We start from the raw sequence: 23,625 nt of genomic DNA, 5'->3' as shown, positions 1-23,625 counted from the left end.
CAGGCTTCTATTCTGCATGCCCCCGTTCTCTTGTGAGAGCGGGGGTTTTGCTTTTGCGCAAACGGTTTGTGGCGTGCACCAGACCTGAGCGTCATCGCCTGAGCGTTGTTATTAAACAAAATCGATCGCCTGTCGTATCGTTGCCGTTGTGCAAAATGTTATAATTTGCAGATGAAACCGCGCTCGCTTTCCCAACGATATACAGCTTTGCTCGCATGCTTTGCGATCTTGCTCACGCTTTTCATGCCATCAATTTCAGCGGCACTCGCTGCCAATAATGGCGCAGCGGGTTGGTTGGAAATTTGCAGCAGCAAGCTCAGTCCCGTGGTCAAAGCGGATGTCGCAGTGGCGGGAAAAACTGCGCCCTTATCCGATCAGGGCAAACATGGTGAGCACTGCGCGTATTGTTTTACCAGTGCTGCGTCATTCGCTCTGCCACCAATGCAGTTGTTGAGCATACCTGTCGTTGTTCAGCAGTTGCATGTTCCAAGACTGTTCTATCGCTCTCCATCGCCTTTATTTGTCTGGACTTCCATCCAGTCACGTGCGCCACCCCGTCTGGTATAAAAAATCTCGCACTGCCATATAGTCTTGAATGCGTCTTGAATGATCATGTAGAAACACGTCGCTTGATCAGGCACGCTATTTTCAATGAGTCAAACACACGCTGACGACCATGGCGGCACTGTTTCGTGTCAGCTGTGCCAATCTTAATTGGCACAGCGATACTGATTTGATTTCTTCCCGCTATGACCGGGAAATACCAGAGTTCATCATGCAACAAAACAAAAATTTTACTAAACGCCAGCTACGCATTGCTCTCCTTGCCGCGTTCTCGCAATCTGCCATCGCCTATGCGGCAGAAACTGGGGCACCGTTGGCAGCCGACGCTAGCAGCGAGCAAATCCAGCAAGTACTGGTACAAAGTAATAAAGTCACGCAACCGACCGCGACGTCGAACACCCGCGAATCGATCAATGCCAAACAGATTGCCGAGACGATCAATGCGATCACCACGGCTGAAACGCTCAACTATCTGCCAAGTACCCATGTTCGCGAACGCTATATCGGCGACCGCAATGGAATTTTGGTCATGCGCGTCAATAGTTCCATTTCAAGCGCCCAGACCGTTGTGTACGCGGATAACTTGCTGCTGTCGAATTTTCTCAATAACAGTTATGCCACGGCACCGCGCTGGGGCATGGTTGCGCCCGAAGAGATCGAGCGTATCGATGTTTTGTATGGCCCCTTTTCGGCCCTGTACCCCGGTAATTCTGCCGGCGGCGTCGTGTTATTGTCTACCCACATGCCCGATCGTTTTGAGGCACACATCAAACTCGATGTGTTCGGACAGCGCTTCAAACTCTACGGGACAGATCAGGAATTTCATGGCACGCATGGCAGCGTAGCGTTAGGCAGTAAATCCGATAACTGGTCTTGGCTGCTGAATGTCGATCATCTCGACAATACCAGTCAACCGCAAACTTTCGGTGCGGCGAGCAAAGCCAGCCTCACCGGTACGCCGGCATTTACCACGGTCAGTGGCGCAATCCGCGATATCGATACCAGCGGTAACGGCCGTATTGTTACCAGCGCGATCGGTGCGGACGCGACGATCCAAGATATTGCTAAACTTAAACTGGCTTACGATATCACGCCGGAATTACGGGCCAGCTATACCTTGGGAATGTGGGAAAACAAGTCGACGACTTATGTGAACAGTTATTTACGTGATAGTAATGGCCGTGCTGTTTTTAATACCAGCAGCAGCGGGGCAGGCCGCTATGTGAAGTTTGCCGGCGACAGCAATTACTATACTTTGGCCGGAACCTCACCTGGCTACAGTGAGAGCGAACATTACATGCAAGGACTCTCACTGGCCAGTCATACCAATGGTGCGTGGGACTGGGAGGCGGTACTGAGTTCCTACAATGAACGCAAAGACAATTCGCGTACCGCTGCTAATAATGGCAGTGTCTATGATTCCGGCTTGGACACGACCAGACCGGGCGGCAGCATCACGACCGGCGATGGCACTGGTTGGACTACTTTGGATTTACGCGCGGAGTATCGACCCGGTGGTGATGTGAAGAGCGCGCATCGGCTCAGCTTTGGCTATCATGCCGATCGTTATGTATTGAAATCGGTGACCACGAATGTACTCAATGATTGGTTGAGCAGTAATTTGGCGGCCACTCCATCTTCCAATTCGTATGGCAAAACGCAAACGCAGGCCCTGTATCTGCAAGATGCCTGGCAACTGACACCGGAGTGGAAAACCGTGTTCGGCGGCCGTCTGGAACAATGGCAGGCATCGGACGGCAGTAACTTCAATGCCGCCAATGCCACGGCGTATCAACAATTGAATTATGCCACTCGTCGCAGCACCGATTTTTCGCCTAAGCTATCGGTTGCCTATCAGCCCAATAAAAACTGGGCGTACCGCGCTTCGTTCGGGCGCGGCCTACGTTATCCAACCGTGGCCGAAATCTTTCAAGTCATCAGTCTGCCCAATAACGTCAAGCAAAATGATCCTAACCTGAAACCGGAGGATGTGCGTTCGGCAGAACTGGTCGCCGAAGTCTTGCTGAAAAAAGGCAGCTTGCGTACTTCGGTGTTTTATGAAGATAAGCGCGATGCCTTGATTTCGCAATCAGATACCACGGTGATCCCGAATATCTCGAGTATTCAAAATGTTGATAAAGTACGTACTTACGGTCTTGAGACGGTATTGAATGTGAATGATGTTGTGCTCAATGGTTTGGACTTCAACGCTAGCCTGACTTACACCCATTCCACCATCGTTGCCAACAGTCGTAACCCGGGACTGGTGGACACCGATCAGCCGCGCATACCGGCATGGCGTGCCACGATGGTTGCGACCTATCATGTGTCGGACCGACTCTCTGGTAGTTTGAGTTATCGTTACAGCGGACATCAGCACAATGCCTTGTTCAACACCGTGAGCAAGCAATACAATGATGTGAACCCGGATGTCTACGGCGCGGTCAGTCAGTACAGTGTATTTGATGCCAAGCTGGTGTATCAATTGACGCGTCAATGGACTGGTGCGATCGGGGTGAATAATATCGGCAGTGAGAAATACTACGTCAATCCTAATCCGTATCCGCAGCGTACTTTCTTTGTCAGCATGAAGTTTGATTATTGAGCTTGATCATGAAACTTTTCCTTCATTTTTTTCTGAGCAGCCTGCTGCTCTTGTCTGCGCAATGGCCGCTACAGGCCAGTGCGCAGATGGATCACAGTAAGCAAAAACACGCTAAAGCAGAACTGGGCACGTCGGCGGCCTGGGATGCGCAGGGCAAGTTATGGGTCGCCAGTAAAGAAGCGGCTGCTGATGGCAAGGCGGCGTATGTGGTCCTGCAATCGTCGCTCGATATGGGTCAGACTTGGTCCGCGCCAGTACGGGCTCAAGCCACGCCGGAAGCGATTTCTGCCGATGGCGAAAATCGGCCGAAGCTGGCATTCGGGCCGCAAGGTGAAATGTATATTGCCTACACGAAGCCACTGGCCAAACCGTATACCGGTGAAATCCGCTTCGTGCGTTCGCTCGACGGGGGCGTCAGCTTTTCTGCCCCCGTGACGGTGCATGCTAACCGCGATGAAATCACCCACCGCTTTGAATCGATGATCGTCGATACAGCCGGGCGTATCTTCATCGCATGGATAGATAAGCGCGATGCGATTGCCGCCAAAGCGCGGCAACAAGCCTACACCGGTGCGGCGATTTACTACACGGTGTCGACCGATCAAGGTGGCAGTTTTCACGCCGACTACCTGCTGGCCGCGCACAGCTGTGAGTGTTGTCGCATCGCATTGGCACTCAATCCGGCCGGCCGGCCGATCGCTATGTGGCGTCATGTGTTTGAACCGAACGAGCGTGATCACGCGCTCAGTGAATTGCATGTCGATGGCAGTCATTCTGACTTGCTACGGACTAGTTTCGAGGCCTGGCGTGTTGATGCTTGCCCGCATCATGGTCCTGCCATCGCATTTGATGCGGAGGGGCGGCGTTACCAAACCTGGTTCAATGTGAAGAACGACGAAGGTGGCGTGTTTTACGCTTCGACCAATGCCCAAGCAGAGCTCGGTACGCCTATCAAATTGGGCAATGCCCAAGCCGAGCATGCCGAGGTGCAGGTGCAGGGCAAGACCGTCACTTTGGTGTGGAAACAATTTGACGGTAAGGCCAGTACGATACTCGGTAAAGTATCGAAGGATGCCGGCAGTACTTGGGAAGAGCTCGATATCGCGCAAACTTCGGGTAATTCGGATCAGCCGCATTTACTCACTGGCCCCAAGGGCCTTGTCCTGGTCTGGCGCACCCAAAATGAAGGTTTGCGTATTATTCCTGTAGGGAGCAGTAAATGAACAATGCAGTCAAAGTGATGCGCGGCTTGTTCTTGGCCGTATGCGTAATGACTATGCCGGTGCAAGCCGCTGAGATGCGGGAATTCACATCCGAGAGTATGGATAGTTTGATTCATAATCAGAAGGGCAAACCGTTTGTTTTGGTGCTGTGGTCACTCGATTGCGAGTTTTGCCAAGCAAGTTTGGCGGCTCTGGGAAAGAGCAAAAAGACCAACAAAAATGTGCGCGTGCTGAGCATCGGCACGGATTCTTTACTCGATCCGCAAAATCTCCAACTGATGAAACAAAAATTGCAGAGCTACGGCTTGAGCAGTAAGGCCTGGGCTTTCGGAGAGGAAGCGCCGGAGCGGCTGCGTTTCTCCGTGGATCCGACATGGCACGGAGAAATGCCGCGTAGTTATTGGTTCGATGCGCATGGCAAAAGAACTGCTGTGTCAGGGGTGATCGACGCTGCCGAAATTAATCAATTCTTTCATCAAAAATCTGACTAGGGTTAAAAACCCCGGCCTTCAGAGGCTGTCGCAAAAGCCTGATGGACGCTTTTTTACATCTGAAACACCGCATACCTCGTCATTCCCGCATGCCGCAGCCTCGTCATTCCCGCATGCTTTTGGCGGGAACCCAGCGTCGTTTTCAGCACTGAAAACACGATCATATCTGGGATTTTCAGTTAACCACGAACGCCGCTGGGTTCCTGCCAAAAGCGCGCAGGAATGACGTGGCTACCGGTTGGGGTAATGATACCGACTTAATACCCTTTTGCGACGATCCATTAAGTTGTTCAATGAATGAAATGCCGCACCCACTGCATATACATCGGTAGGCCGATGAAAATATTGATGGGGAAAGTAATGCCTAAGGCGGCTAACATCGCCAGCCCGATATCGGCTTGCGGGATCGCGGTTTGAATGGCGGCTGGTGCGGCAATGTAGGAGGCACTGGCGATCAAGCAGGTCAGTACGAAGGCGCTCCCGGCTGGCAGGTTGAGGGCGATGGCGATGGCGATGCCGAGGCCGGCCAAGGCAAACGGTGCGACGGCAGCGAACAGCATCAAGCGTGCATGCTGCCATGGTAAGGGTGAGCAGGCCTTGGCGGTACACAGTCCCATTTCCAGTAAAAACAAGGCGAGCATGCTTTTGTAACCATTGAGTAAGACGGGTTCCAGTGGCCCCAAACCTAGCGGTCCGTACAGATAGCCGATCACCACACCACCACCGAGTAAGAGCACGCTGCTGCTGGTCAGTGCTTCGCGCAAGATCGTGCCGCTGCCTTGCCCCTGCGTTGATCCGCTTAACTTATTGTATAAGCAGATCGCGCTGATTATCGCTGGCAATTCCAACATGACCAGGTACAGCGTGGTTTCGGGCTTGAGCGTCAAGCCGCCGGCTTTGGCCATGGTTAAGGCGACCGCAAAGGTGCCGGCACTGACCGAGCCGTAGTGGGCGGCGATACTGGCGGCATTGGCTGGGTTGAGGCCGATAGCGCGGCGTAGGATAGGGTAGCAGAGCAGTGGAATGAGGAAGCCTGCTACGGCGACGCCAGCTAAGCTAGGTAGCATCGAGAACTCAAATTTTCCATGCAAGGCCACGCCACCCTCGAGGCCCAAGACGAGCATTAATAAAATTGTCAGGGTTTGATAGACCGATTGCGGCACTTTTAAATCGGATTTCAACAAACCGGCCAGCAAACCTAAAGCAAAAAACGCGATGATGATATCGGGCATGAATCTTCCTCTGTGTGAATATGAGTGCGATTATGACTAGATTAAGCTATATTGAATAATAAATTATCTCGTTACGTAGCATAGATGATCATCTATATGAAAGCCGTTCTATGAATATTCGCCATCTCAGTTTTCGCTTGTTGCAGGTGTATGTGCAGTTGGTCCGTTCGGGCACGATTTCGGCGGCGGCGCGTGAGCTGCATTTGACTCAGCCTACCGTTTCGCTGCAGTTGAAAAAGCTGCGTGAAGCGGTGCATGACCCGCTGTTTGAAACACGCGAGGGGCGTATGGTCTTGAGCCATATCGGTGCCGAGTTATACAGCGCGGCCTGTGATGTCTTGATACGTTTCGGTGATTTCAATGAATTTCTCGAACATGCGCGCGGCGGCAGCAGCGGCCATATCACGATAGGCATTGTGACCACCGCAAAGTATGTGATGCCGCGTATTTTAGGGGCGTTTTATCGCCATTTCCCGCAAGTGAATGTTACTCTGCATATCGGTAACCGCGCACATATTCTGGAGCGTTTCGCCAAGCAGGAAGATGATTTGTATGTCTTCAGTCACCCGCCCAGTGGTCAGTCGGTACAGGCGGCGCGTATTTTGAAAAATCCCTTGCAACTGATTGCCCCGCTTGATCACTGGGCGGCACAACAGAGTGCGCTCGATTTTTCACAATTGCGGCATGAACGATTTTTAATGCGCGAGCCCGGTTCTGCTACGCGCATGATGTTTGAAGCTTGGTTGAGTGCGCAAGGCATAGAGTTGACCAACACCATGCAGATTGAGAGTAATGAAGCGATACGCTTGAGCACCGCTTCCGGCTTAGGCTTGTCGGTCATTTCTGCCCACACTTTGCAAGAAGGACGCGAGCAAGTGCTGACTTTGAATGTGAAAGGCTTTCCCTTGGAGAGCAATTGGTATTTGGTCAGTCGCAAAGATCGCCGCTTGTCTGCTGCGACTATGCAGTTGATTCGCTTTATGGCCGCGCACTTGATTGACTGTGTACAAGCTGATTGGGTGGCGGCCGATATCGATGCGCTGGCCGAGCATTTCGCTTGATCAGGGGCGGCTGTAGAGATCGATGATAAGGCTGATGGCGTCACGACAGACATCACAGAACGCATCGCTGCGATCGAACATGATGCACTGCATTTGTGGTCGGTAGTAAGCATGCGATTCGTAGTTGGCCCCTTCGAATGCACCAACGGCATGACGCTGTGCCGAGCTGGCGAACAAAGCATTGCTGAACTGTAAATCTTTGCGGAACAGGGCGTTCATTTCCGCTTCCGGGCGGTTGGCGGCGCGCAGTGCCGCGCGCTCGATCTGGTAGTTTTTGGCGTGCTCATCATAGGCTTGTTTCGGCCATGGCGTTGGTACCGGGGTAGCGCCACTGACGTGGCTGCGCCATTTCAGTTTGCTGCGCTCGGTGACTGCCGTGGCATTCGGTTCCCAGGGTTCCTGCCGTTCAGCGCTGGGCAGATAGACCGATGGGGAGGTGTAGTACTCATCGGCGAGACCGGCAAAATGGTGGCCGAATTCGTGCACGAATAAATAATTGGACCAATCATTGGAGGCTGCGGCGGTGCTGAATTGACCGAAAATACCGCCGCCGCCATAGGTGTCGTTATTCACCAGAATTTCGATGAATTCATATGGTGCATATTGAGCCAGGTCGCGCAAAGCACGGTTGTCGGTGGTCAGGATATAGCGTTCGCTGCCGAAAATATCATAACTGCTTCCCAATGGCGAGGCATGGTAGATGCCGGTCGAGGGGCGCGATATACCGGATTCCGGAGTGGGCAGGGCCAGAGCACGGACATTGAAGTCTTGTGCGCGTTCTTTGAAGGGCGAGACTTGAAATAAATGCGTACTCAAGCGGCGCGCATCGGCTTCGAATTTACCCATTTCCGCTGCGGTGTAGCCATCGCCGAGGATCAGCAGATCGACTTTGTCCGGCGCTGCGCCGCTGATCTGAATCGGGATCAGGGTCGCGTTGGCCGGTAGCGGGCTTGGTTTGCGAATCACGTCGGGTGCGTCGGTATCGATATCGATGCGCCAAGCTGGCACGAAGGCATTGTTGGCATCACGCTTGAGGACACTGATTTCTACCGCTTGCTCGGGTTTGGGAAAGCGCAGTGACTCTTGAAATCCGCGACTGATGGTGCCGGCTTCGGCGGTGCTGCGCCATTCTCCGAAGATGCTGGAAAAGCCACGTGAATACAGTAATTTGCCATCGCTTTTGGCGCGCACTTCGAGCAAATTGTTGCCGCGATTGCTGGTGTCTTGTGCTTGTTGCAGATTGCCTGGCCATGGTAAGGGCTCGATCAGCACACGTTCGAGCGCGTAGTGCTCGCTGTCAGCGTTGCCACTATGCATGTAGTCGACGCGTACGGTAGCCGGGCTCTGCGCCGCGTGGGACAGGCAGCTCAGGCTCAGTAAGAGCAGCAGCAAACTATGGGGGAACAGCCGTTTCATCGAGACTCACTTCGCAAAATCAGTATGAATAATGCCGCTGCCCTAGCGGGCGGTGCTGCTTATTGTAATCGTTTGCTGCGTAGTGCTCGCTATTTACTGTGTTTCTGATCTGTATCAATGAATGTGTAAGCAGCTTGGCATGGCTGTTTTATGGGCGTTAGTATGGGAACAGCATATTTTTCAGCACAGCTGTGCCTGATTGTTACGCAAGGAGCAAGAATGCAGGAAACCGACAGCGAAATAAGTAGTGAAATAAGGTCTGAAATAAGCAGCGGCAGCGTGGTGGCCGTGCGTGGCAGCGTGGTCGATGTACATTTCGAGGCTGCACTGCCGGCAATTCATCATTTACTCACGGCCGATAGTGGGCGTGTGCGTATGGAAGTATTGGCACACCATGAGGCCCATGTGGTGCGGGCGATTGCCTTGACCTCGACGCAGGGTTTGGCGCGCGGCATGAGCGTTATCAATACGGGCGCGCCCTTGACTGCGCCGGTTGGTAAACAAATTTTGTCCCGCATGTTCGACGTGTTCGGCACACCCATCGATCGTGGCCCGGCATTGAGCGAGGTCGAATGGCGTTCGGTACATAGGGCGGCACCGGCGCTGGCCCAACGTTCAACCAGTTCAGAGATTTTTGAAACCGGCATCAAGGCCATTGATGTGTTGGTACCGCTGGAGCGCGGCGGTAAAGCCGGTTTGTTCGGTGGTGCCGGTGTGGGCAAGACGGTGTTGCTGAGCGAAATGATACACAATATGCTCGGCCATCATGAGGGCGTGAGTATTTTCTGCGGCATCGGTGAGCGTTCACGCGAAGGCGAAGAGTTGTATCGCGATATGGAACAAGCCGGGGTGTTACCGGCGATGGTGATGCTGTTCTGTCAGATGAATGAGCCGCCTGGCGCGCGCTTTCGGGTGGCGCATGCAGCGCTGACGATGGCTGAATATTTTCGTGACGATGAGCAGCGCGATGTGCTGTTATTGGTCGATAACATTTTTCGCTTTATTCAGGCCGGTTCGGAAGTTTCCGGGCTCATGGGACAAATGCCTTCACGGCTAGGTTACCAACCGACTATGGGCAGTGAACTGGCGGGCATCGAGGAGCGTATTGCCAATACGGCGCAAGGCGCGATCACCTCGATTCAGGCGGTGTATGTGCCGGCCGATGATTTTACCGATCCGGCGGCAGTGCATACTTTTTCGCATTTGTCAGCCTCCATTGTGTTGTCGCGCAAACGCGCCAGCGAAGGCTTTTATCCGGCCATCGACGCTTTGCAATCGAGTTCTAAAATGGCGACGCCCGGCATCGTCGGCGAACGTCATTATCGCGTCGCCCAAGAGATCCGCCGCAGCTTGGCGCAATACGCCGAACTCAAAGACATCATCGCCATGCTCGGGCTCGAGCAATTGTCGGTGGAAGACCGCGCGGTAGTTGGTCGCGCCCGGCGGCTGGAACGCTTTCTCACGCAGGCATTTTTTACCACCGAACAATTTACTAATCAAGCCGGAAAATTAGTCAGCTTGGCTGACGCACTCGATGGTTGTGAGCGTATTTTGGCGGATGAATTTCAAGCCCTGCCTGAGGCGGCCTTGTACATGATAGGGCGGGTTGATGAAGCCTATGCCAAGGCCAAACTGATGGCCGCCGCGCCTGGCGCTGCGCTGTCGGCATGACGAGCATCACACCAATCAGCATGCAGTTGACAGTCTTGTTGCCGACTCACGTATTGCTCAGTGTGAGCGGAGTGCTGCGCATGGTGGTTGAGACTATCGAGGGCAGTTTCGGCATTTTGCCGCAGCGGCGCGATTGTGTCGCGGCGCTGTGTGCCGGCATGTTGACCTACCAGACTGCCGAGGAGGGGGAAGTGTTTGTCGCCGTCGATGCCGGCGTGCTGGTGAAATGCGGTTCTGAGATACGTGTTTCGGTGCGACGCGCACTGCAGAGTCGCGATCTGCATCAATTGCAGCAAGCAGTGCAGCAGGATTTTCGGCGGCTCGATGAAGATGAACAGCATTTACGGACAGTCATGATGAAATTGGAAAACAGTTTTTTACATCGATTGACGCGCTTATGAAGCCCCCTGTCAGTCGAGATAAGGCGCGGCGCGACTCAGCTGCGCAACAGTATGTACAACAGGTCGACGCGAAAGTGCAGCGCACACTGGCGGCGCGGCGGCTGCGCACGCCCGGTTTATGGGCCGGTCTGGGCAGTATGGGCTTGATCGGTTGGTCGGTAGTATTACCAACTTTGTTAGGTACGGCGCTGGGCAGTTGGCTCGATCGTACTTGGCCGGGTGAGCGTTCGTGGACTTTGGCTTTACTGGTAGCCGGGCTGATGCTCGGCTGTTTCAATGCCTGGCGCTGGCTCGATCGCGAACAACGCGCTATGCCAGCACCACCCGCAACCGCACCGGAGCCGCACGATGATTGATGCCAGCTATCTGACTTGGTTTTTCCTCGGACTGGCCGGTGCCGCGCTGGGTCTGTTTTTTTACGGCGGCTTGTGGTGGACCTTACAGCATGGTCTTCAGCGTGCCGATGCCGGCTGGTGCTTGGCCGGCAGCTTTCTGTTGCGTACCGCGGTGACGCTGCTGGGCTTGTATCTGATCGCCGATGGGCAGTGGCAGCGTATGCTGGCAGGCGTGCTGGGTTTTATTGTTATGCGCGTGGTGTTTTCTCGCTATACCTTGCGCGCGAAGCGGTCTTCGGAGCCCGACCATGCGACTTAGTCCCGATGAAATTATATTTTGGCAGTCCGGTTTTTTCAAACTCAATGCCACCATCGTCTATACCTGGCTATTGATGCTGGTGTTGGTGCTGGCGGCGCGCTGTATCACGGCGCGCCTGTCGCATGGTTTGGCACGCAGTCGTTGGCAAAATATGTTGGAAATACTGGTGGGCGAATTATTGGTACAGATCAGCGAAGTCGGTTTGGCGGCACCGCGGCGCTACCTCGATTTTCTCGGCAGCTTGTTTTTGTTTGTCGCCACATCTACCTTGTCGAGCAGCTTGCCGGGTTTTGAACCGCCCACGGCTTCGCTGTCGACTACCACGGCGCTGGCTTTGTGCGTGCTGATCGCGGTGCCGATGTTCGGAATACGTGAGCAGGGTTGGGGCGGCTATCTGAAAACCTATCTGGAACCGACCGCGCTGATGTTGCCCTTCAATTTGATCAGTGAAGTCTCACGCACGCTGGCGCTGGCGGTGCGTTTGTTTGGCAATATGATGAGCGGGGCGATGATTCTGGCGATACTGCTGGCGATCACGCCGCTGTTGTTTCCGGTGCTGATGACTGCGCTCGGCTTGCTGACCGGTTTGGTGCAGGCCTATATTTTTTTCATCCTGGCGACGGTTTATATTGCCGCTGCCAGCACGCCGCCGACCGCCACGGCATCGACTGTTTGATACAACTAAGGAAGCTCTTATGGATAGCATGACCATCATCGCCGTCGCCTCGATTCTCATCGCCGGCATGACCACCAGTTTCGGTTGCCTCGGTCCGGCTCTGGCAGAAGGGAAAGCCGTGGCGATGGCACTCAATGCCATCGCCCAGCAACCCGATGCCGCCGCCATCATCACGCGCACCTTGTTTGTCGGTTTGGCGATGATTGAGTCGACCGCGATTTATTGTTTTGTGGTGTCGATGATTCTGATTTTTGCCAATCCGTTTTGGAATCATGCGCTGACTCAGGCAGCGGGAAAATAAACCATGCTGATCGATTGGTTTACCGTGCTGGCGCAAGTTCTGAATTTTCTGGTTTTGCTCTACCTGCTGAAACGTTTTTTGTATCGCCCCATTTTGGCGGCGATCGATGCGCGCGAAACGCTGATCGCCAAACAGTTGGCGGCGGCGGCTGAAAACAAGGCCGCGGCGCAAGCGGAATTGCTGCTGTATCAGCAGCAGCATCAAGCTTTGCTGGAACAACAGCAGCGCTTACTGCAGGAAGCCAGCACCACGGCGCAGGCGGCAGCGGCGGAAATTGTCAGCACGGCCCGCAGCACGGCTGAACAAATTCGGCGACAAGCCCAGCTGGCATTAGAGGAAGAGCGCCGCCGCGCCGCGCTTGCCTTGCTGGCGCAAATTCGTCAGGAAGTGGTGGCGACCGCGCGCCAGACTCTGGCCGATCTGTGTGGTATTAATTTGGAGCAAGCATATGTTCTTGCCTTCATCGCCCATTTGCAGCAGCTTGATGCGGCTACACGCACCCTACTTACAGCGGCGGTGAGTCCGCATGGCGGCGCACCGCAGGCGTGGCTGCGCAGCGCCACCTCGCTTAGTCCGGCACAACAGGCCATGATCACTGAGGCGGTGCATACCCAACTGTCGCCGCAGGCTGAGCTGGTGTTCGATGTCGCCAGCGAGTTGGTCGGTGGTTTGGAATTAACGCTCAACGGTCGTAAGCTGGCCTGGAGTGTGGCGGCCTATCTCGATGGGCTTAACGCGCATACGACGGCGCAGCCATGAGTGCGCGCGCTCCTGGTCTGCAGTCTGTAGGTCTACGTGCATTGGATGCGCTGAGCTTGGATCGGCAAAGCTTCAAGTGGCAGGCAGCAGTGTCTGAAACCGGTCGTATTGTGCGAGTTTCCACCGGCATTGCGGTGGTGAGCGGTTTGCCTGGCGTCGGTGCCGATGAAATTCTGGAATTTCCCGATGGTTTGTACGGCATTGCATTCAATCTCGATGAGCAGGAAGTTGGTGTTGTCTTGCTCGGTGATTATAGTCAGCTGAAGGCCGGCGATGAAGTACGCCGTAGTGGTCGTGTCATGGATGTCGGCGTGGGTGAGGGTTTGCTCGGTCGTGTGATTGATCCGCTTGGGGCGGCGCTTGATGGCCTCGGCCCGCTGAATTACAGCGCGCGCTTGCCGATCGAACGTCCGGCTACCCCGATTATGGAACGCGCGGCGGTGACGGTGCCGCTGAAGACCGGTATGAAAGTGGTGGATGCCTTGATTCCGATCGGGCGTGGTCAGCGTGAATTGATACTGGGCGACCGTAAGACCGGTAAGACCGCCTTGGCGCTTGATGCGATTTTGAATCAGCGTGACGAAAACGTGATTTGCGTGTATTGTGCCATCGCTCAGCGCGGTGCCGCGCTGGCCAAAAGCATCGCTGCGCTGCGTGCTCATGGTGCGCTCGCGTATACGGTGGTAGTGGTGACACAAGGCAGCGATGCCGCCGGTTTGAGTTATATCGCACCCTATGCGGCTACCAGTATTGCCGAGTATTTTATGGAAGCCGGTCGCGATGTGCTCATCGTCTATGATGATTTGACCGAGCATGCGCGTGCCTACCGCGAGTTGTCTTTGCTGTTGCGTCGGCCACCTGGGCGCGAAGCCTTTCCCGGGGATATTTTTTACCTGCACTCGCGTCTGCTCGAGCGTGCTACCCATCTGAGTGCGGCACGCGGCGGCGGTTCGCTGACGGCCTTGCCGGTGATCGAAACCGAAGCACAGAATTTGTCGGCGTATATTCCGACCAATTTGATTTCGATTACTGATGGACAAATATATTTGTCGCCCAGTTTATTCGAACTCGGCGTGCTGCCGGCCGTCGATGTTGGTCAGTCGGTATCGCGAGTCGGTGGCAAGGCGCAGCGCGCCGCGTATCGCGCGGTGGCCGGCGATCTGAAGCTCGCGTATGCGCAGTTTGAAGAATTGGAAAGTTTCGCTCGCTTCGGTGCCCGCCTCGATGAAAAGACCGCGGCCGTGATTGAACATGGTCGGCGGATTCGCGCATGCTTGAAGCAAAGCGAACTCGATCCTTTGTCTGTGGTGGAACAGATCTGTGTGCTGCTGGCCTTGAGCGAAGGCTGGTTTGACAACGTGGTTTTGTCTGATATGCCGGCTGCCGAACAGGCGGTACGTCGGGCGGCACGTGCTTTGGATGCGGGTATTGTCCTTGCGCTGGACTCGGCTAAGCGCTTCGAAGCGGCCGATCGCGATGCCCTGCTGCTGTGCGCCAAAACGGCATTGCAAGTGTGGTCGAGCGCCGCCAGCTTGGGCACGGACGCCGCGCCATGAGCGACAGCCAGGTGGTGTTACAAAGAAAGCTGGCCAGTGCCGGCGATCTCAAGTCGGTGGTCCGCACCATGAAGGCGATGGCGGCTGCCAGCATCACTCAGTACGAAACGGCTTTGCAATCGCTCGATGCCTACTATGCGACAGTGCGGAGCGGACTGAGTGTGTGTTTGCGCGCCGAGGCGAAGTCCGTAGCGCACGCAGATCGCGCCGGCAGTACCTGCGTGGTTGTATTCGGTTCGGATCAGGGTTTGGTCGGGCAATTCAATGAAAACATGCTGCAGTTTGTCCGCAGCAGTTTGAGCGATTGGCCGCGCCGACACATCATCTGGCCGGTCGGGCAGCGTTTGCGCGCCTCGTTGGAGCAAGACTCGGCTGCGGCACCGTATTTCAGTCTGCCGGCTGGTATCAGTGTCGTCGGTGAATTAGTGGCGGCTTTGCTGATTGAAATAGAAGCGCAACGGGCGCGCGGCGAGCTTTCCGAGGTGCTGTTGTTTTATCATCAATTGCAAACCAATGCGAGCTCGACGCCGACATTGCAGCGCTTGCTGCCGCTCGATCAAAGCTGGCGCGCGGAATTACTGGCCAGCCCATGGCCGGGGCAGAATGTGCCGGCGCTGCTCAATGCGAGCGCGCTCAGTTTACGGGCTTGCGTAAGTGAATATTTGTATGTTTCCTTGTTTCGCGCTTGTGTCGCTTCCTTGGCCAGCGAAAACGCCAGCCGACTCAGTGCCATGCAGCGCGCGGAAAAAAACATCGAGGAATTGAGCCGTGACTTGACGCGCGAGCTGCAGCAACTGCGCCAGAGCAGTATCGATGAAGAATTATTCGATTTGATTGCCGGTTTTGAAGCCTTGAACCATCGGTAGTCATGCCGATCGCTTGTCACTGCGCCGCCGGAAACACCACCCGTACCAGCAAACCGCTGCCGCTCTCAGGCGTTGCCAGCGTGATGCTGGCTGCCGAGGCCAGACAAATTTCGCCAATGATGGCCAGACCAAGGCCGGAACTGTTAGGTTTGCTTTCATCGATACGGTAAAAGCGCTCGAATACTTTTTCTCTTTGTTCCGGCGCAATACCGACACCGGTATCGCTGACACTCAGTATGACTTGATCGGCCTGATGGATCAACGCCACGGTTACCGTACCGGCGATCTGCATATGGGTAATCGCGTTGTCGAGCAGATTGAAAATTAATTCTCGCAACAGATTTTGCGGGACATTGAGCACGGCATGTTCGTCCAGTGTCTCGATGCCCAGCTCGATGTGGCGTTGTTGTGCCAGCGGTGCGAGCTCTTCGATGGCGGTTTGAATAATGGCGGCAAAATGCGTTGTATGCGTGACGCTTTGTTGGCGTTTTTGTTCGACCGCGGCCAGTATCAACATTTGATTGATTACCTTGGTTGATTGTTGCACCGTTTTACGGATGGCCTTGAGTACTTCCGCTTGATCCACGTCGCGCTGACCATGCCGATGGCCGAAATCGATTTGCGAGGTGATGATCGCAAACGAAGTGCGCAACTGGTGCGCGGTATTAGCGACGAATTGTTCATAGGCCGATAGGGTTTGATCGAGCCGGACCACATACTCGTTGAGTGCTGAAATCAGCGGTTGCAATTCCACCAGCACCTTGTCTTCATCGAGTTTTTCCAGTGAGCCGGCCTGACGCTCGCGCAGTGTTTCGCCGAACTGCACCAAGGGTCTGAGGGTCCAGCGAAAGGCGATCAGCAAGCCGAAGAATAAGATGGAAATGAGTATCAAGTGTTGGCGTATCGTGATCAGAAATAATTCGCGCTGAAATGCTTGATTTCCATGCATGGTCTGCGCCACTTCGGTGATGGTGAAATCGTTTGATGCGGTACTGGTGACGGCCGTGGCATACGCGATCACGTGTACTTCTTCACCGCGCAAGGTGGTGCTGAAATAGCTTTCTTGTTCGTTGATCAGCGGCTGTGTATAGCGCGGTAACTCTTCATTGCCGGCAATCAGACGACCATTTTTGCTGCGCACCGAATAGTAGACATGATCTTGGAATTGGTTGGCGAAGAGTTCGAAAGCTGCGGGGGGCACGCTGATTTCATAGCCACCATCGCTGGCCACCAGTTGTTCGGCGATGATTTTTGCCGCGCCTTTGAGTAGTTGTTGCTGGACCAAGGTGGCGATTTTACCCGTGGTCTGATAGGTGAAGTACAGATCGATCAGGGAGATGAGCAAGGTCGGCAGGAACACCCATAGCATCAGGCGACTCTTGAGGCTTTTATTCGGTCGCAACATAACTGAGCATATAGCCTAAGCCACGCAGTGTGAGAATTTGGGCACCGGAGTGTTCGAGTTTTTTGCGTAATCTGACAATGTAAATTTCCAGGGCATGGGTGGTGACGCTGTCATCGAGTGGGAACAGACCATCGGTCAGATCGATCTTGGAAACGGTTTTGCCACTTTTTCGTATCAGCGCTTCGAGTACCGCGTGTTCACGCGGCGGCAGATTGAGCGCTTTGCCATGGCTGGCGAAGAGCTTGGAATTGCTGTCGTAACTTAAGCCGGCGCAATGCAACAGTGGATTGGCTTTGCCACTGGCGCGTCGCAACAGTGAACGCAGACGCGCTTCGAGTTCTTGTATGTCGAAAGGCTTGGCCAGATAATCATCGGCACCGAGGTTGAGATTTTCTATCACATCGGTGAGTGCATCGAGCGCGCTGATGATCAGTACCGGTACTTGGTTATCTTTGGCGCGCAGCGTCTTCAATACCGCTTGCCCTTTGATGCCGGGTAAAGTCAGATCGAGCAGAATCGCATCGTAAGTTTGCGTGACTAGAAAATGGTTCGCCTCTTCACCGGTAAAAGCTTGTTCGACGGCATAGCCGGATTGCTCGAGCAAGCGCATGAGCCACGAGGATAATTCACGGTTATCGTCGACTAAAAGTAATTTCATATGAGTAAGGCTAAAGGATTTTCAGTGGTTTGGTGTCGCTTTTTTGCCAGCGTCGTATTTTCTCTACAAAAAAATCACTGAAGGCTTATTGAAGGCTCGCGCCCGTTACAGTCGCTTCGGTTGGCACTACTCGGCAGTTCAAAGCCGTGGCTGACACCTCAACGGGCTTAGCCCATAAAAAACGGAGACAAGAAATGAAACAGAAATTAATCGTGCTCGCCATCTTAGGTGCCTTGGTCGGTACGGCGCAAGCGCAATCGGTACAAGATTTGCAGCAGGCGCTGGCGCAGGCGCAAAAAGCAGCAGCTGATGCGCAAAAAGCAGCGCAGCAGGCGATGGCTGCACTTGAACAAATTCAGCAAGCGACGGTTAAGCAACAACAAGTTGCCGATGCAGCGAAGGAAAACAAGTCGGTCACGCAGCCGGCTGGTGAAGGCTTGGTATATCGCAATGGTGACGACAGCGTGCGTCTGTATGGCTTGATCGATCTGAGCATGAGTAACAAGAGCAATGCCGATAAAACGGGAAAAACCCAAAGCGATATGTCGGTGGCCTGGTTCAGCGGTAACCGTTGGGGCATCGAGGGCGAACACGGCCTGAAAGATACCGATGGCTTGAAAGCGATTTTCAAACTCGAGAGTGAGTATGAACTGCCCACCGGGAATATGGACTCACCGGGCGTATTGTTCAATCGCGATGCCTGGTTGGGTGTACAGAGCGACAGCTTGGGTAAGCTGACGCTCGGTCGGCAAAATACCGTGGCGCGCGAATTTTCGAAAATTTACGGTGACCCGTATGGCACCGCCGCTGTGACGCTCGAGGAAGGCGGTTACACCAACAACAATAACTTCAAACAATTTATTTTCTACTCAGGCAGTGCCACTGGCACGCGCTATGACAAGGGTATCGTTTGGAAAAAAGAAATCGGTGAGTTCGTCGCCGGTGTTGGTTATCAGGTCGGCGGCGTGCCCGGCGATAACACGACGGGGTCAAGCAAAACGGTGGCGCTGGCGTATAACGGCGGCGCGAAGAATGCAGCTGGCTTTTATACTTCGGCCAACGTCAATGGTTATACACATACGGCTTACTCGCTCGGCGGTAATGTGCAATATGGCTTGCTCCGCTTCAATGCCGGGTATGTCTCGTATAAAGCTGAACAACCGGCTGCACTCGGAGATCGTACTGAAAAAGCCTATACCGTTTCGGCGAAATTCACACCTGCCGGAAAGTTCGACTATGAACTCGGCTGGCAAACTATGAATGCCACGAATGCGGCAGTCAATGGCAGCGGTTATGTGATCAATGCTTTTGGCAATACCAGCGCGGCCACGGCGACTGCCAGCGGCAAACGGAAAACTTGGTATGGCTCAGCCTTTTACCATTTCGACAAACGCACCGAATTGTATCTGGCGCTTGATCGTCTGAACACCGATGGCAAATATCTGGCAGCGCAGGCGAATGGCTTTACTTCACAGAATGAATACGCAGTCGGCATGCGTTTCAAATTCTGAGCTTCGTAAGGCGTTTGACGATCATTTGATGTGAGGGCATTTTTTTTGCGGCGATTTTCAAATCGTCGCAAAAAGTGCATACTGACGTCAAACGAAAAATAAAATCAACGGAGATTATGATGAAAACCACGCTTCAACCTATTGCAGCAATGTTATTGCTTGCCTCTTGCCTTACCGTACATGCCGCTGAAAAGATCACGATTATGGTCGGCGGTATGGAGAAACAAATTTACTTGCCTGCAAAATTGGCGGAACAATTAGGCTATTTGAAAGAAACCGGTCTCGACATCGAGTTGCTCAGCGAACCGGCCGGTGTGAATGCTGAAACGGAAATGCTGTCCGGCTCGGCTCAGGGCGTGGTCGGGTTTTATGATCATACGATTGATCTGCAGGCGCGTGGCAAATTGGTGCAATCGGTCGTGCAGTTCAGTCAGGCACCGGGTGAGGTGATTCTGGTAGCGAAGGCGGCCGCCAAGGAAATTAAATCGCCGGCCAATTTCAAAGGAAAAACTGTTGGTGTGACTGGCCTCGGGTCTTCGACGAATTTCCTGACCCAATTTTTGGCGGCCAAAGAAGGTGTCAAGAACAGTGAATTCACCACCTTGCCGGTTGGCGCAGGCTCGACCTTTATCGCCGCCATGACGCAGGGCAAGATCGATGCCGGCATGACGACGGAGCCGACTATTTCGCGTTTGGTATCGACTGGCGCGGCCAGTATTCTGGTCGATTTGCGTACCCTGAAAAGTACCGAAGCGGCGCTTGGTGGCGCTTATCCGGCGGCTTGTCTGTATATGCCTACCGCTTGGGTCAACAGCCATAAAGACCAGGTACAGAAAATCGTCACGGCCTTTGTAAAAACACTGCGCTACATCAAAACACATAGCGCTAAAGAGATCGCCGAGAAAATGCCGGCCGATTACTATGCTTCGAACAAGCAAATGTATATCGATGCGCTGGAGGGCAGTAAGCAGATGTTTACCGAAGACGGCATCATGCCGCCAACGGGTCCGGCGACCGTGCTCAAAGTACTCAATGGTTTTGATAAAGCAGTGCAGGGTAAGTCTATCAATCTGGCTAATACTTTTACATCCGAATTTGTGAAAGCAGTGAAATAATGAAGAATATTGCAATTGAAATGAACCACGTCAGCCGGAAATTCATCAGTCCGGCCGGTAAAGTCACCTTGGCTTTGCGTGACTTCAGCCTGACCGTGCATGAAGGTGATTTTTGTGCGATTGTCGGTCCTACCGGTTGTGGTAAATCGACTACGCTGGGCATGATCACCGGCCTCAATCCTCCTTCGTCCGGCACGGTGAAGGTGTTTGGCAAGCCGGTACAAGGTATCGATCCGAATATCGGTTTTGTATTTCAGGCCGATGCCGTCTTCCCTTGGAAAAACGTGATTGATAACGTCGCCATCGGACCGATTTTTCGCGGCATTGATGCCAAGCTGGCGCATGAGATGGCGGCGGAATGGGTGCGGCGGGTTGGGCTGTCCGGTTTTGAATACCATTATCCGCATCAATTGTCGGGGGGCATGCGCAAACGCGTGGCCTTGGCTCAGACCTTCATCAATGAACCGAAAATTTTGCTGATGGATGAACCGTTCTCGGCGCTCGATGTGCAAACCCGCGCGCTGATGCAGGATGAATTGCTCGGCTTGTGGTCAGAGAAAAAAGCCTCGGTGGTGTTTGTCACGCATGATATCGAAGAAGCGATTGCGCTGGCCGATCGGGTGGTGGTGCTGTCGAAAGGGCCTGGTTCGGTGAAAAGCAGTTATGAAATTCCGCTGGCACGGCCGCGCGATGTTTCGGAAGCGCGCTACACCAAGGAATTCATCGACTTGTCCAAACAGATTTGGACCGACCTTAAAGACGAAGTCCAAATTTAAAGTGAGATGTGCATCATGACAACTGTAAAACAAGCGGTACCGGCCGCATTCGGGGCCGAAGAATTGAAAGCCATCGCGCGCGCACGGCGCCATCACCAGTTGGTAATTTTTTTGCGGCTGGCGCTGGCCGTGGTGGTATTGGCGAGCTGGGAAGGCTCGGTCTATCTGGGCTGGATTGATCCATTCTTCTTCTCGCAACCAACGGCCATTTATGAACAATTGCTGGTGTGGATTACCGAAGGTACGTCGCAGGGGCCATTATGGCGTGAACTGCTGGTGACGATGGAAGAGACGGTGTTCGGTTTTCTGATCGGCAGCGCGCTGGGGATTATTTTTGGCATCGCTTTGGGACGTAACAAGCTCGCTTCCGATGTGCTGAGTATCTATATCAAGGTCGCTAATGCAATACCGCGGGTGGTATTGGGATCGATTTTCATCATCATGTTTGGTCTGGGCATGGGTTCGAAAATTGCGTTGGCGGTGGTGATGGTGTTTTTCGTCGTGTTCGGCAATGCCTTTCAGGGTGTGCGCGAAGCCGATAAAAATTTGATCGCGAATGCCTATATTTTGGGTGCCAGCAAACGCCAGGTGACTTTTTCGGTGGTCTTTCCTTCGGCCTTGACGTGGATTTTAGCGAGCTTGCATGTCAGCTTCGGCTTCGCCTTGGTCGGTGCTGTGGTCGGTGAATTCCTCGGTGCGCGGCATGGCATCGGTTTGTTGATCGCCACGGCGCAGGGGACGTTCAATGCGGCCGGCGTGTTTGCTGCGATGATCGTGTTGGCCGTGGTGGCGCTGGTCGCCGAGTATCTGTTGACGGCGGTAGAAAATAAATTGCTGAAATGGCGTCCGGTTCAGTTTGTCGAGCAGGGGATGTAATTTTTTGTCAGATGTCTGGTGAAAGTTGTTGAGTACATGCCGTTCAGCCATAAGCTGGACGGTTTTTTTTTGCTTTGCACTGTCGCCTCAGCGTCACTGTGGTTTCGCCGCTGCTCAGATATACTGAGGGCAGGAGTCCGCTGTCATTGTGTGGGCATGTACTGATTTTTTTTTCGCTTCGTCACGATCATGATTTCTTCTCAATACCTGAGCGAACTACGCTTGCAGCGCGATAAAATCGACGATGCCAATCGTTACCCATACAACTTGCCGCTGCTGCGCAACTTTGATCGTGTTGCCTTGCATCCGGAAGTGACTTTTCTGGTCGGTGAAAATGGTTCGGGTAAATCGACCTTGCTCGAAGCCATCGCCATTTCGCTCGGTTTCAATGCCGAAGGCGGCAGTAAGAATTTCAACTTCAGCACCCGTGCTTCGCATTCTGATTTGCATACCTGTTTGCGCGTGGCCAAGGGTTGGCGGCGGCCGCGCGATGGGTTTTTTTTGCGCGCCGAAAGTTTTTTCAATGTCGCCACCGCCATCGAAGAGCTTGATGCCGGTCCGGGCGGGGCCGGTTTGAGCGCTGCCTATGGCGGCCGCTCTTTGCACGAACAATCGCATGGGGAATCGTTTCTGGCGCTGCTGACCGAGCGCTTTCGCGGCCAAGGCTTGTACTTACTCGACGAACCGGAAGCGGCCTTATCGCCGCAGCGGCAATTGGCCGTGTTATCGCGCATGCATGATTTGATCGCCGATCAATCACAATTCATCATCGCCACCCATTCGCCGATTTTGCTGGCGTATCCGGGGGCCTTGATCTTGCAGTGCAGTGAAAATGGCATCGAACCGGTTGCCTATGAAGAAACCGAGCATTTCTTGGTGACGCGCGATTTCCTTGTTGACCCGCAGCGCATGCTGAAAGTGTTGCTGGAGAGATAGATATTCAAGCTTATTCAGAAAGTGGCCTTGGTTCGCATTCATCATTCGCCAACATCATTGCTGCACTGCTATGATATCAAGCTTCTTAATCACAGCCCGGTTGCGCGCTCTTATGAATACCTTGATACACCACAGCTTTGGCATCGTCGATTTCTGGACTTTTTTACTCGGCACGATTTTCATCGTCTTGTTGCCAGGCCCGAATTCTCTCTATGTACTCAGCGTCGCCGCACAACGTGGTGTGCGCCAAGCCTACCGCGGAGCCTGCGGGGTGTTTCTGGGTGACATGATTTTGATGCTCTTATCGGCCGGCGGTATGGCTTCTTTACTCAAAAGTAATCCGAATTTATTTTACGGCGTGAAGTATGTCGGTGCCGCCTATCTCGGGTGGATGGGGATACAGATGTTACTCAGCTGCGTGGCTCGCTTGCGTAATGCCGCACCTGCTGCTGCCGTCGCGGAGGTAGTCAATGCCAGCGGCGGGGAAGAGCCGTTCACCAAGGCTTTGTTGATCAGTTTGATGAATCCGAAAGCGATTCTGTTTTTCATTTCTTTCTTCATTCAATTTGTCGATCCGGCTTTCGCTACACCGCTGCTGTCGTATGCCTTTTTAGCATTGATTTGCCAGATCACCAGCTTCACTTACCTGACCGCCCTGATTTTTCTCGGTGTGCGCATGGCGGCAGCATTTCGGCGCCGTCGTCGCCTGTCGGCCGGCATGAGCGGCGGGGTTGGCGCTTTGTTCATCGGCTTTGGGGTGAAGTTGGCGACGGCGACGTTGTAAGCGGCGTGGTATTTACCGGAATTGAGCGAAAAGCCCCGTCTCTTCAGGTCGGGGATGGATAGCTCGGAAGGCGAAGCCTTCCTTGCCT

At 53.8% G+C, this 23,625-nt stretch carries 24 protein-coding genes; 20 read left to right on the top strand and 4 right to left on the bottom strand.

The window, feature by feature from the left end; translation table 11 throughout:
- Nucleotides 1–171 precede the first annotated feature (171 nt).
- From QN359_RS16530 to QN359_RS16515, 4 genes are all read left to right on the top strand, one after another.
- Nucleotides 172–567 (top strand): DUF2946 domain-containing protein, encoded by a 396-nt coding sequence (locus QN359_RS16530; protein WP_323493341.1) that lies wholly within the window; start codon nt 172–174, stop codon nt 565–567.
- A gap of 208 nt (nt 568–775) precedes the next feature.
- On the top strand, nt 776–3,169 hold the full coding sequence (locus QN359_RS16525; protein WP_322247329.1) for a TonB-dependent receptor: 2,394 nt from the start codon (nt 776–778) through the stop codon (nt 3,167–3,169).
- Between the two features lie 8 nt (nt 3,170–3,177).
- Nucleotides 3,178–4,392 (top strand): sialidase family protein, encoded by a 1,215-nt coding sequence (locus tag QN359_RS16520; protein ID WP_322247330.1) that lies wholly within the window; start codon nt 3,178–3,180, stop codon nt 4,390–4,392.
- Nucleotides 4,393–4,490: 98 nt separating this feature from the next.
- A complete protein-coding gene (locus QN359_RS16515) occupies nt 4,491–4,883 on the top strand; it encodes a hypothetical protein (RefSeq protein ID WP_322247331.1) in 393 nt (130 codons plus the stop codon).
- A 290-nt stretch (nt 4,884–5,173) separates the two neighbouring features.
- Here QN359_RS16515 and QN359_RS16510 read toward each other — a convergent pair whose 3' ends face one another.
- Complete coding sequence (locus tag QN359_RS16510) at nt 5,174–6,115, bottom strand: sodium-dependent bicarbonate transport family permease (protein ID WP_322247332.1); 942 nt, start codon at nt 6,113–6,115, stop codon at nt 5,174–5,176.
- Nucleotides 6,116–6,225: 110 nt separating this feature from the next.
- Between QN359_RS16510 and QN359_RS16505 the strand changes: the two genes are divergently transcribed.
- A complete protein-coding gene (locus tag QN359_RS16505) occupies nt 6,226–7,176 on the top strand; it encodes a LysR family transcriptional regulator (protein ID WP_322247333.1) in 951 nt (316 codons plus the stop codon).
- Here the strand turns inward: QN359_RS16505 and QN359_RS16500 are convergent, their stop codons facing one another.
- The gene (locus QN359_RS16500) at nt 7,177–8,592 is read right to left on the bottom strand and encodes an IgA Peptidase M64 (RefSeq protein ID WP_322247334.1); all 1,416 of its coding nucleotides are present in this window, start codon (nt 8,590–8,592) and stop codon (nt 7,177–7,179) included. It lies immediately after the preceding gene.
- Between the two features lie 219 nt (nt 8,593–8,811).
- Between QN359_RS16500 and atpD the strand changes: the two genes are divergently transcribed.
- Genes atpD through QN359_RS16455 form a run of 9 tightly spaced genes read left to right on the top strand, consistent with a single transcriptional unit; the run spans nt 8,812 to nt 15,476 of the window.
- On the top strand, nt 8,812–10,263 hold the full coding sequence (atpD, locus tag QN359_RS16495; RefSeq protein WP_322247335.1) for a F0F1 ATP synthase subunit beta: 1,452 nt from the start codon (nt 8,812–8,814) through the stop codon (nt 10,261–10,263).
- Nucleotides 10,260–10,664, top strand: coding sequence for a F0F1 ATP synthase subunit epsilon (locus tag QN359_RS16490; RefSeq protein ID WP_322247336.1), 405 nt, complete (start codon nt 10,260–10,262; stop codon nt 10,662–10,664). The genes atpD and QN359_RS16490 overlap by 4 nt, the downstream gene beginning before the upstream one ends.
- Nucleotides 10,661–11,020, top strand: coding sequence for an AtpZ/AtpI family protein (locus QN359_RS16485; RefSeq protein ID WP_322247337.1), 360 nt, complete (start codon nt 10,661–10,663; stop codon nt 11,018–11,020). The genes QN359_RS16490 and QN359_RS16485 overlap by 4 nt, the downstream gene beginning before the upstream one ends.
- Complete coding sequence (locus QN359_RS16480; protein WP_322247338.1) at nt 11,013–11,318, top strand: ATP synthase subunit I; 306 nt, start codon at nt 11,013–11,015, stop codon at nt 11,316–11,318. Before QN359_RS16485 ends, QN359_RS16480 begins: the two co-directional genes overlap by 8 nt.
- On the top strand, nt 11,308–11,994 hold the full coding sequence (locus QN359_RS16475; RefSeq protein ID WP_322247339.1) for a F0F1 ATP synthase subunit A: 687 nt from the start codon (nt 11,308–11,310) through the stop codon (nt 11,992–11,994). Before QN359_RS16480 ends, QN359_RS16475 begins: the two co-directional genes overlap by 11 nt.
- Before the next feature lie 19 nt (nt 11,995–12,013).
- Nucleotides 12,014–12,295, top strand: coding sequence for a F0F1 ATP synthase subunit C (locus QN359_RS16470; protein WP_322247340.1), 282 nt, complete (start codon nt 12,014–12,016; stop codon nt 12,293–12,295).
- A 3-nt stretch (nt 12,296–12,298) separates the two neighbouring features.
- The gene (locus QN359_RS16465) at nt 12,299–13,054 is read left to right on the top strand and encodes a F0F1 ATP synthase subunit B (RefSeq protein ID WP_322247341.1); all 756 of its coding nucleotides are present in this window, start codon (nt 12,299–12,301) and stop codon (nt 13,052–13,054) included.
- A complete protein-coding gene (locus QN359_RS16460; RefSeq protein WP_322247342.1) occupies nt 13,051–14,610 on the top strand; it encodes an alternate F1F0 ATPase, F1 subunit alpha in 1,560 nt (519 codons plus the stop codon). The genes QN359_RS16465 and QN359_RS16460 overlap by 4 nt, the downstream gene beginning before the upstream one ends.
- Nucleotides 14,607–15,476, top strand: coding sequence for a F0F1 ATP synthase subunit gamma (locus QN359_RS16455; RefSeq protein ID WP_322247343.1), 870 nt, complete (start codon nt 14,607–14,609; stop codon nt 15,474–15,476). Before QN359_RS16460 ends, QN359_RS16455 begins: the two co-directional genes overlap by 4 nt.
- A 16-nt stretch (nt 15,477–15,492) precedes the next feature.
- Here QN359_RS16455 and QN359_RS16450 read toward each other — a convergent pair whose 3' ends face one another.
- Both QN359_RS16450 and QN359_RS16445 read right to left on the bottom strand, forming a co-directional pair.
- Nucleotides 15,493–16,845, bottom strand: a complete 1,353-nt coding sequence (locus QN359_RS16450; protein ID WP_322247344.1) for a sensor histidine kinase — start codon at nt 16,843–16,845, stop codon at nt 15,493–15,495.
- Nucleotides 16,846–16,864: 19 nt separating this feature from the next.
- Nucleotides 16,865–17,539 (bottom strand): response regulator, encoded by a 675-nt coding sequence (locus tag QN359_RS16445; protein ID WP_322247345.1) that lies wholly within the window; start codon nt 17,537–17,539, stop codon nt 16,865–16,867.
- A 194-nt stretch (nt 17,540–17,733) separates the two neighbouring features.
- Here QN359_RS16445 and QN359_RS16440 point away from each other — a divergent pair, with 194 nt between their 5' ends.
- The 6 genes from QN359_RS16440 (at nt 17,734) to leuE (ending at nt 23,537) form a co-directional block, all read left to right on the top strand.
- Nucleotides 17,734–19,050, top strand: coding sequence for a porin (locus tag QN359_RS16440; protein WP_322247346.1), 1,317 nt, complete (start codon nt 17,734–17,736; stop codon nt 19,048–19,050).
- Nucleotides 19,051–19,169: 119 nt separating this feature from the next.
- Complete coding sequence (locus QN359_RS16435) at nt 19,170–20,165, top strand: ABC transporter substrate-binding protein (protein ID WP_416200175.1); 996 nt, start codon at nt 19,170–19,172, stop codon at nt 20,163–20,165.
- Entirely contained in the window at nt 20,165–20,941 is a 777-nt protein-coding gene (locus QN359_RS16430) for an ABC transporter ATP-binding protein (protein WP_322247347.1), read from the top strand. The genes QN359_RS16435 and QN359_RS16430 overlap by 1 nt, the downstream gene beginning before the upstream one ends.
- Nucleotides 20,942–20,956: 15 nt before the next feature.
- On the top strand, nt 20,957–21,817 hold the full coding sequence (locus QN359_RS16425; RefSeq protein ID WP_322247348.1) for an ABC transporter permease: 861 nt from the start codon (nt 20,957–20,959) through the stop codon (nt 21,815–21,817).
- A gap of 189 nt (nt 21,818–22,006) precedes the next feature.
- Nucleotides 22,007–22,753, top strand: coding sequence for an AAA family ATPase (locus tag QN359_RS16420; protein WP_322247349.1), 747 nt, complete (start codon nt 22,007–22,009; stop codon nt 22,751–22,753).
- Between the two features lie 112 nt (nt 22,754–22,865).
- Entirely contained in the window at nt 22,866–23,537 is a 672-nt protein-coding gene (gene leuE, locus QN359_RS16415; protein WP_322247350.1) for a leucine efflux protein LeuE, read from the top strand.
- Nucleotides 23,538–23,625 lie beyond the last annotated feature (88 nt).

This window comes from Undibacterium sp. 5I2, from assembly GCF_035019605.1.
GTDB lineage: Bacteria > Pseudomonadota > Gammaproteobacteria > Burkholderiales > Burkholderiaceae_D > Undibacterium.
This window is presented reverse-complemented; position numbering and strand designations above follow the sequence as displayed.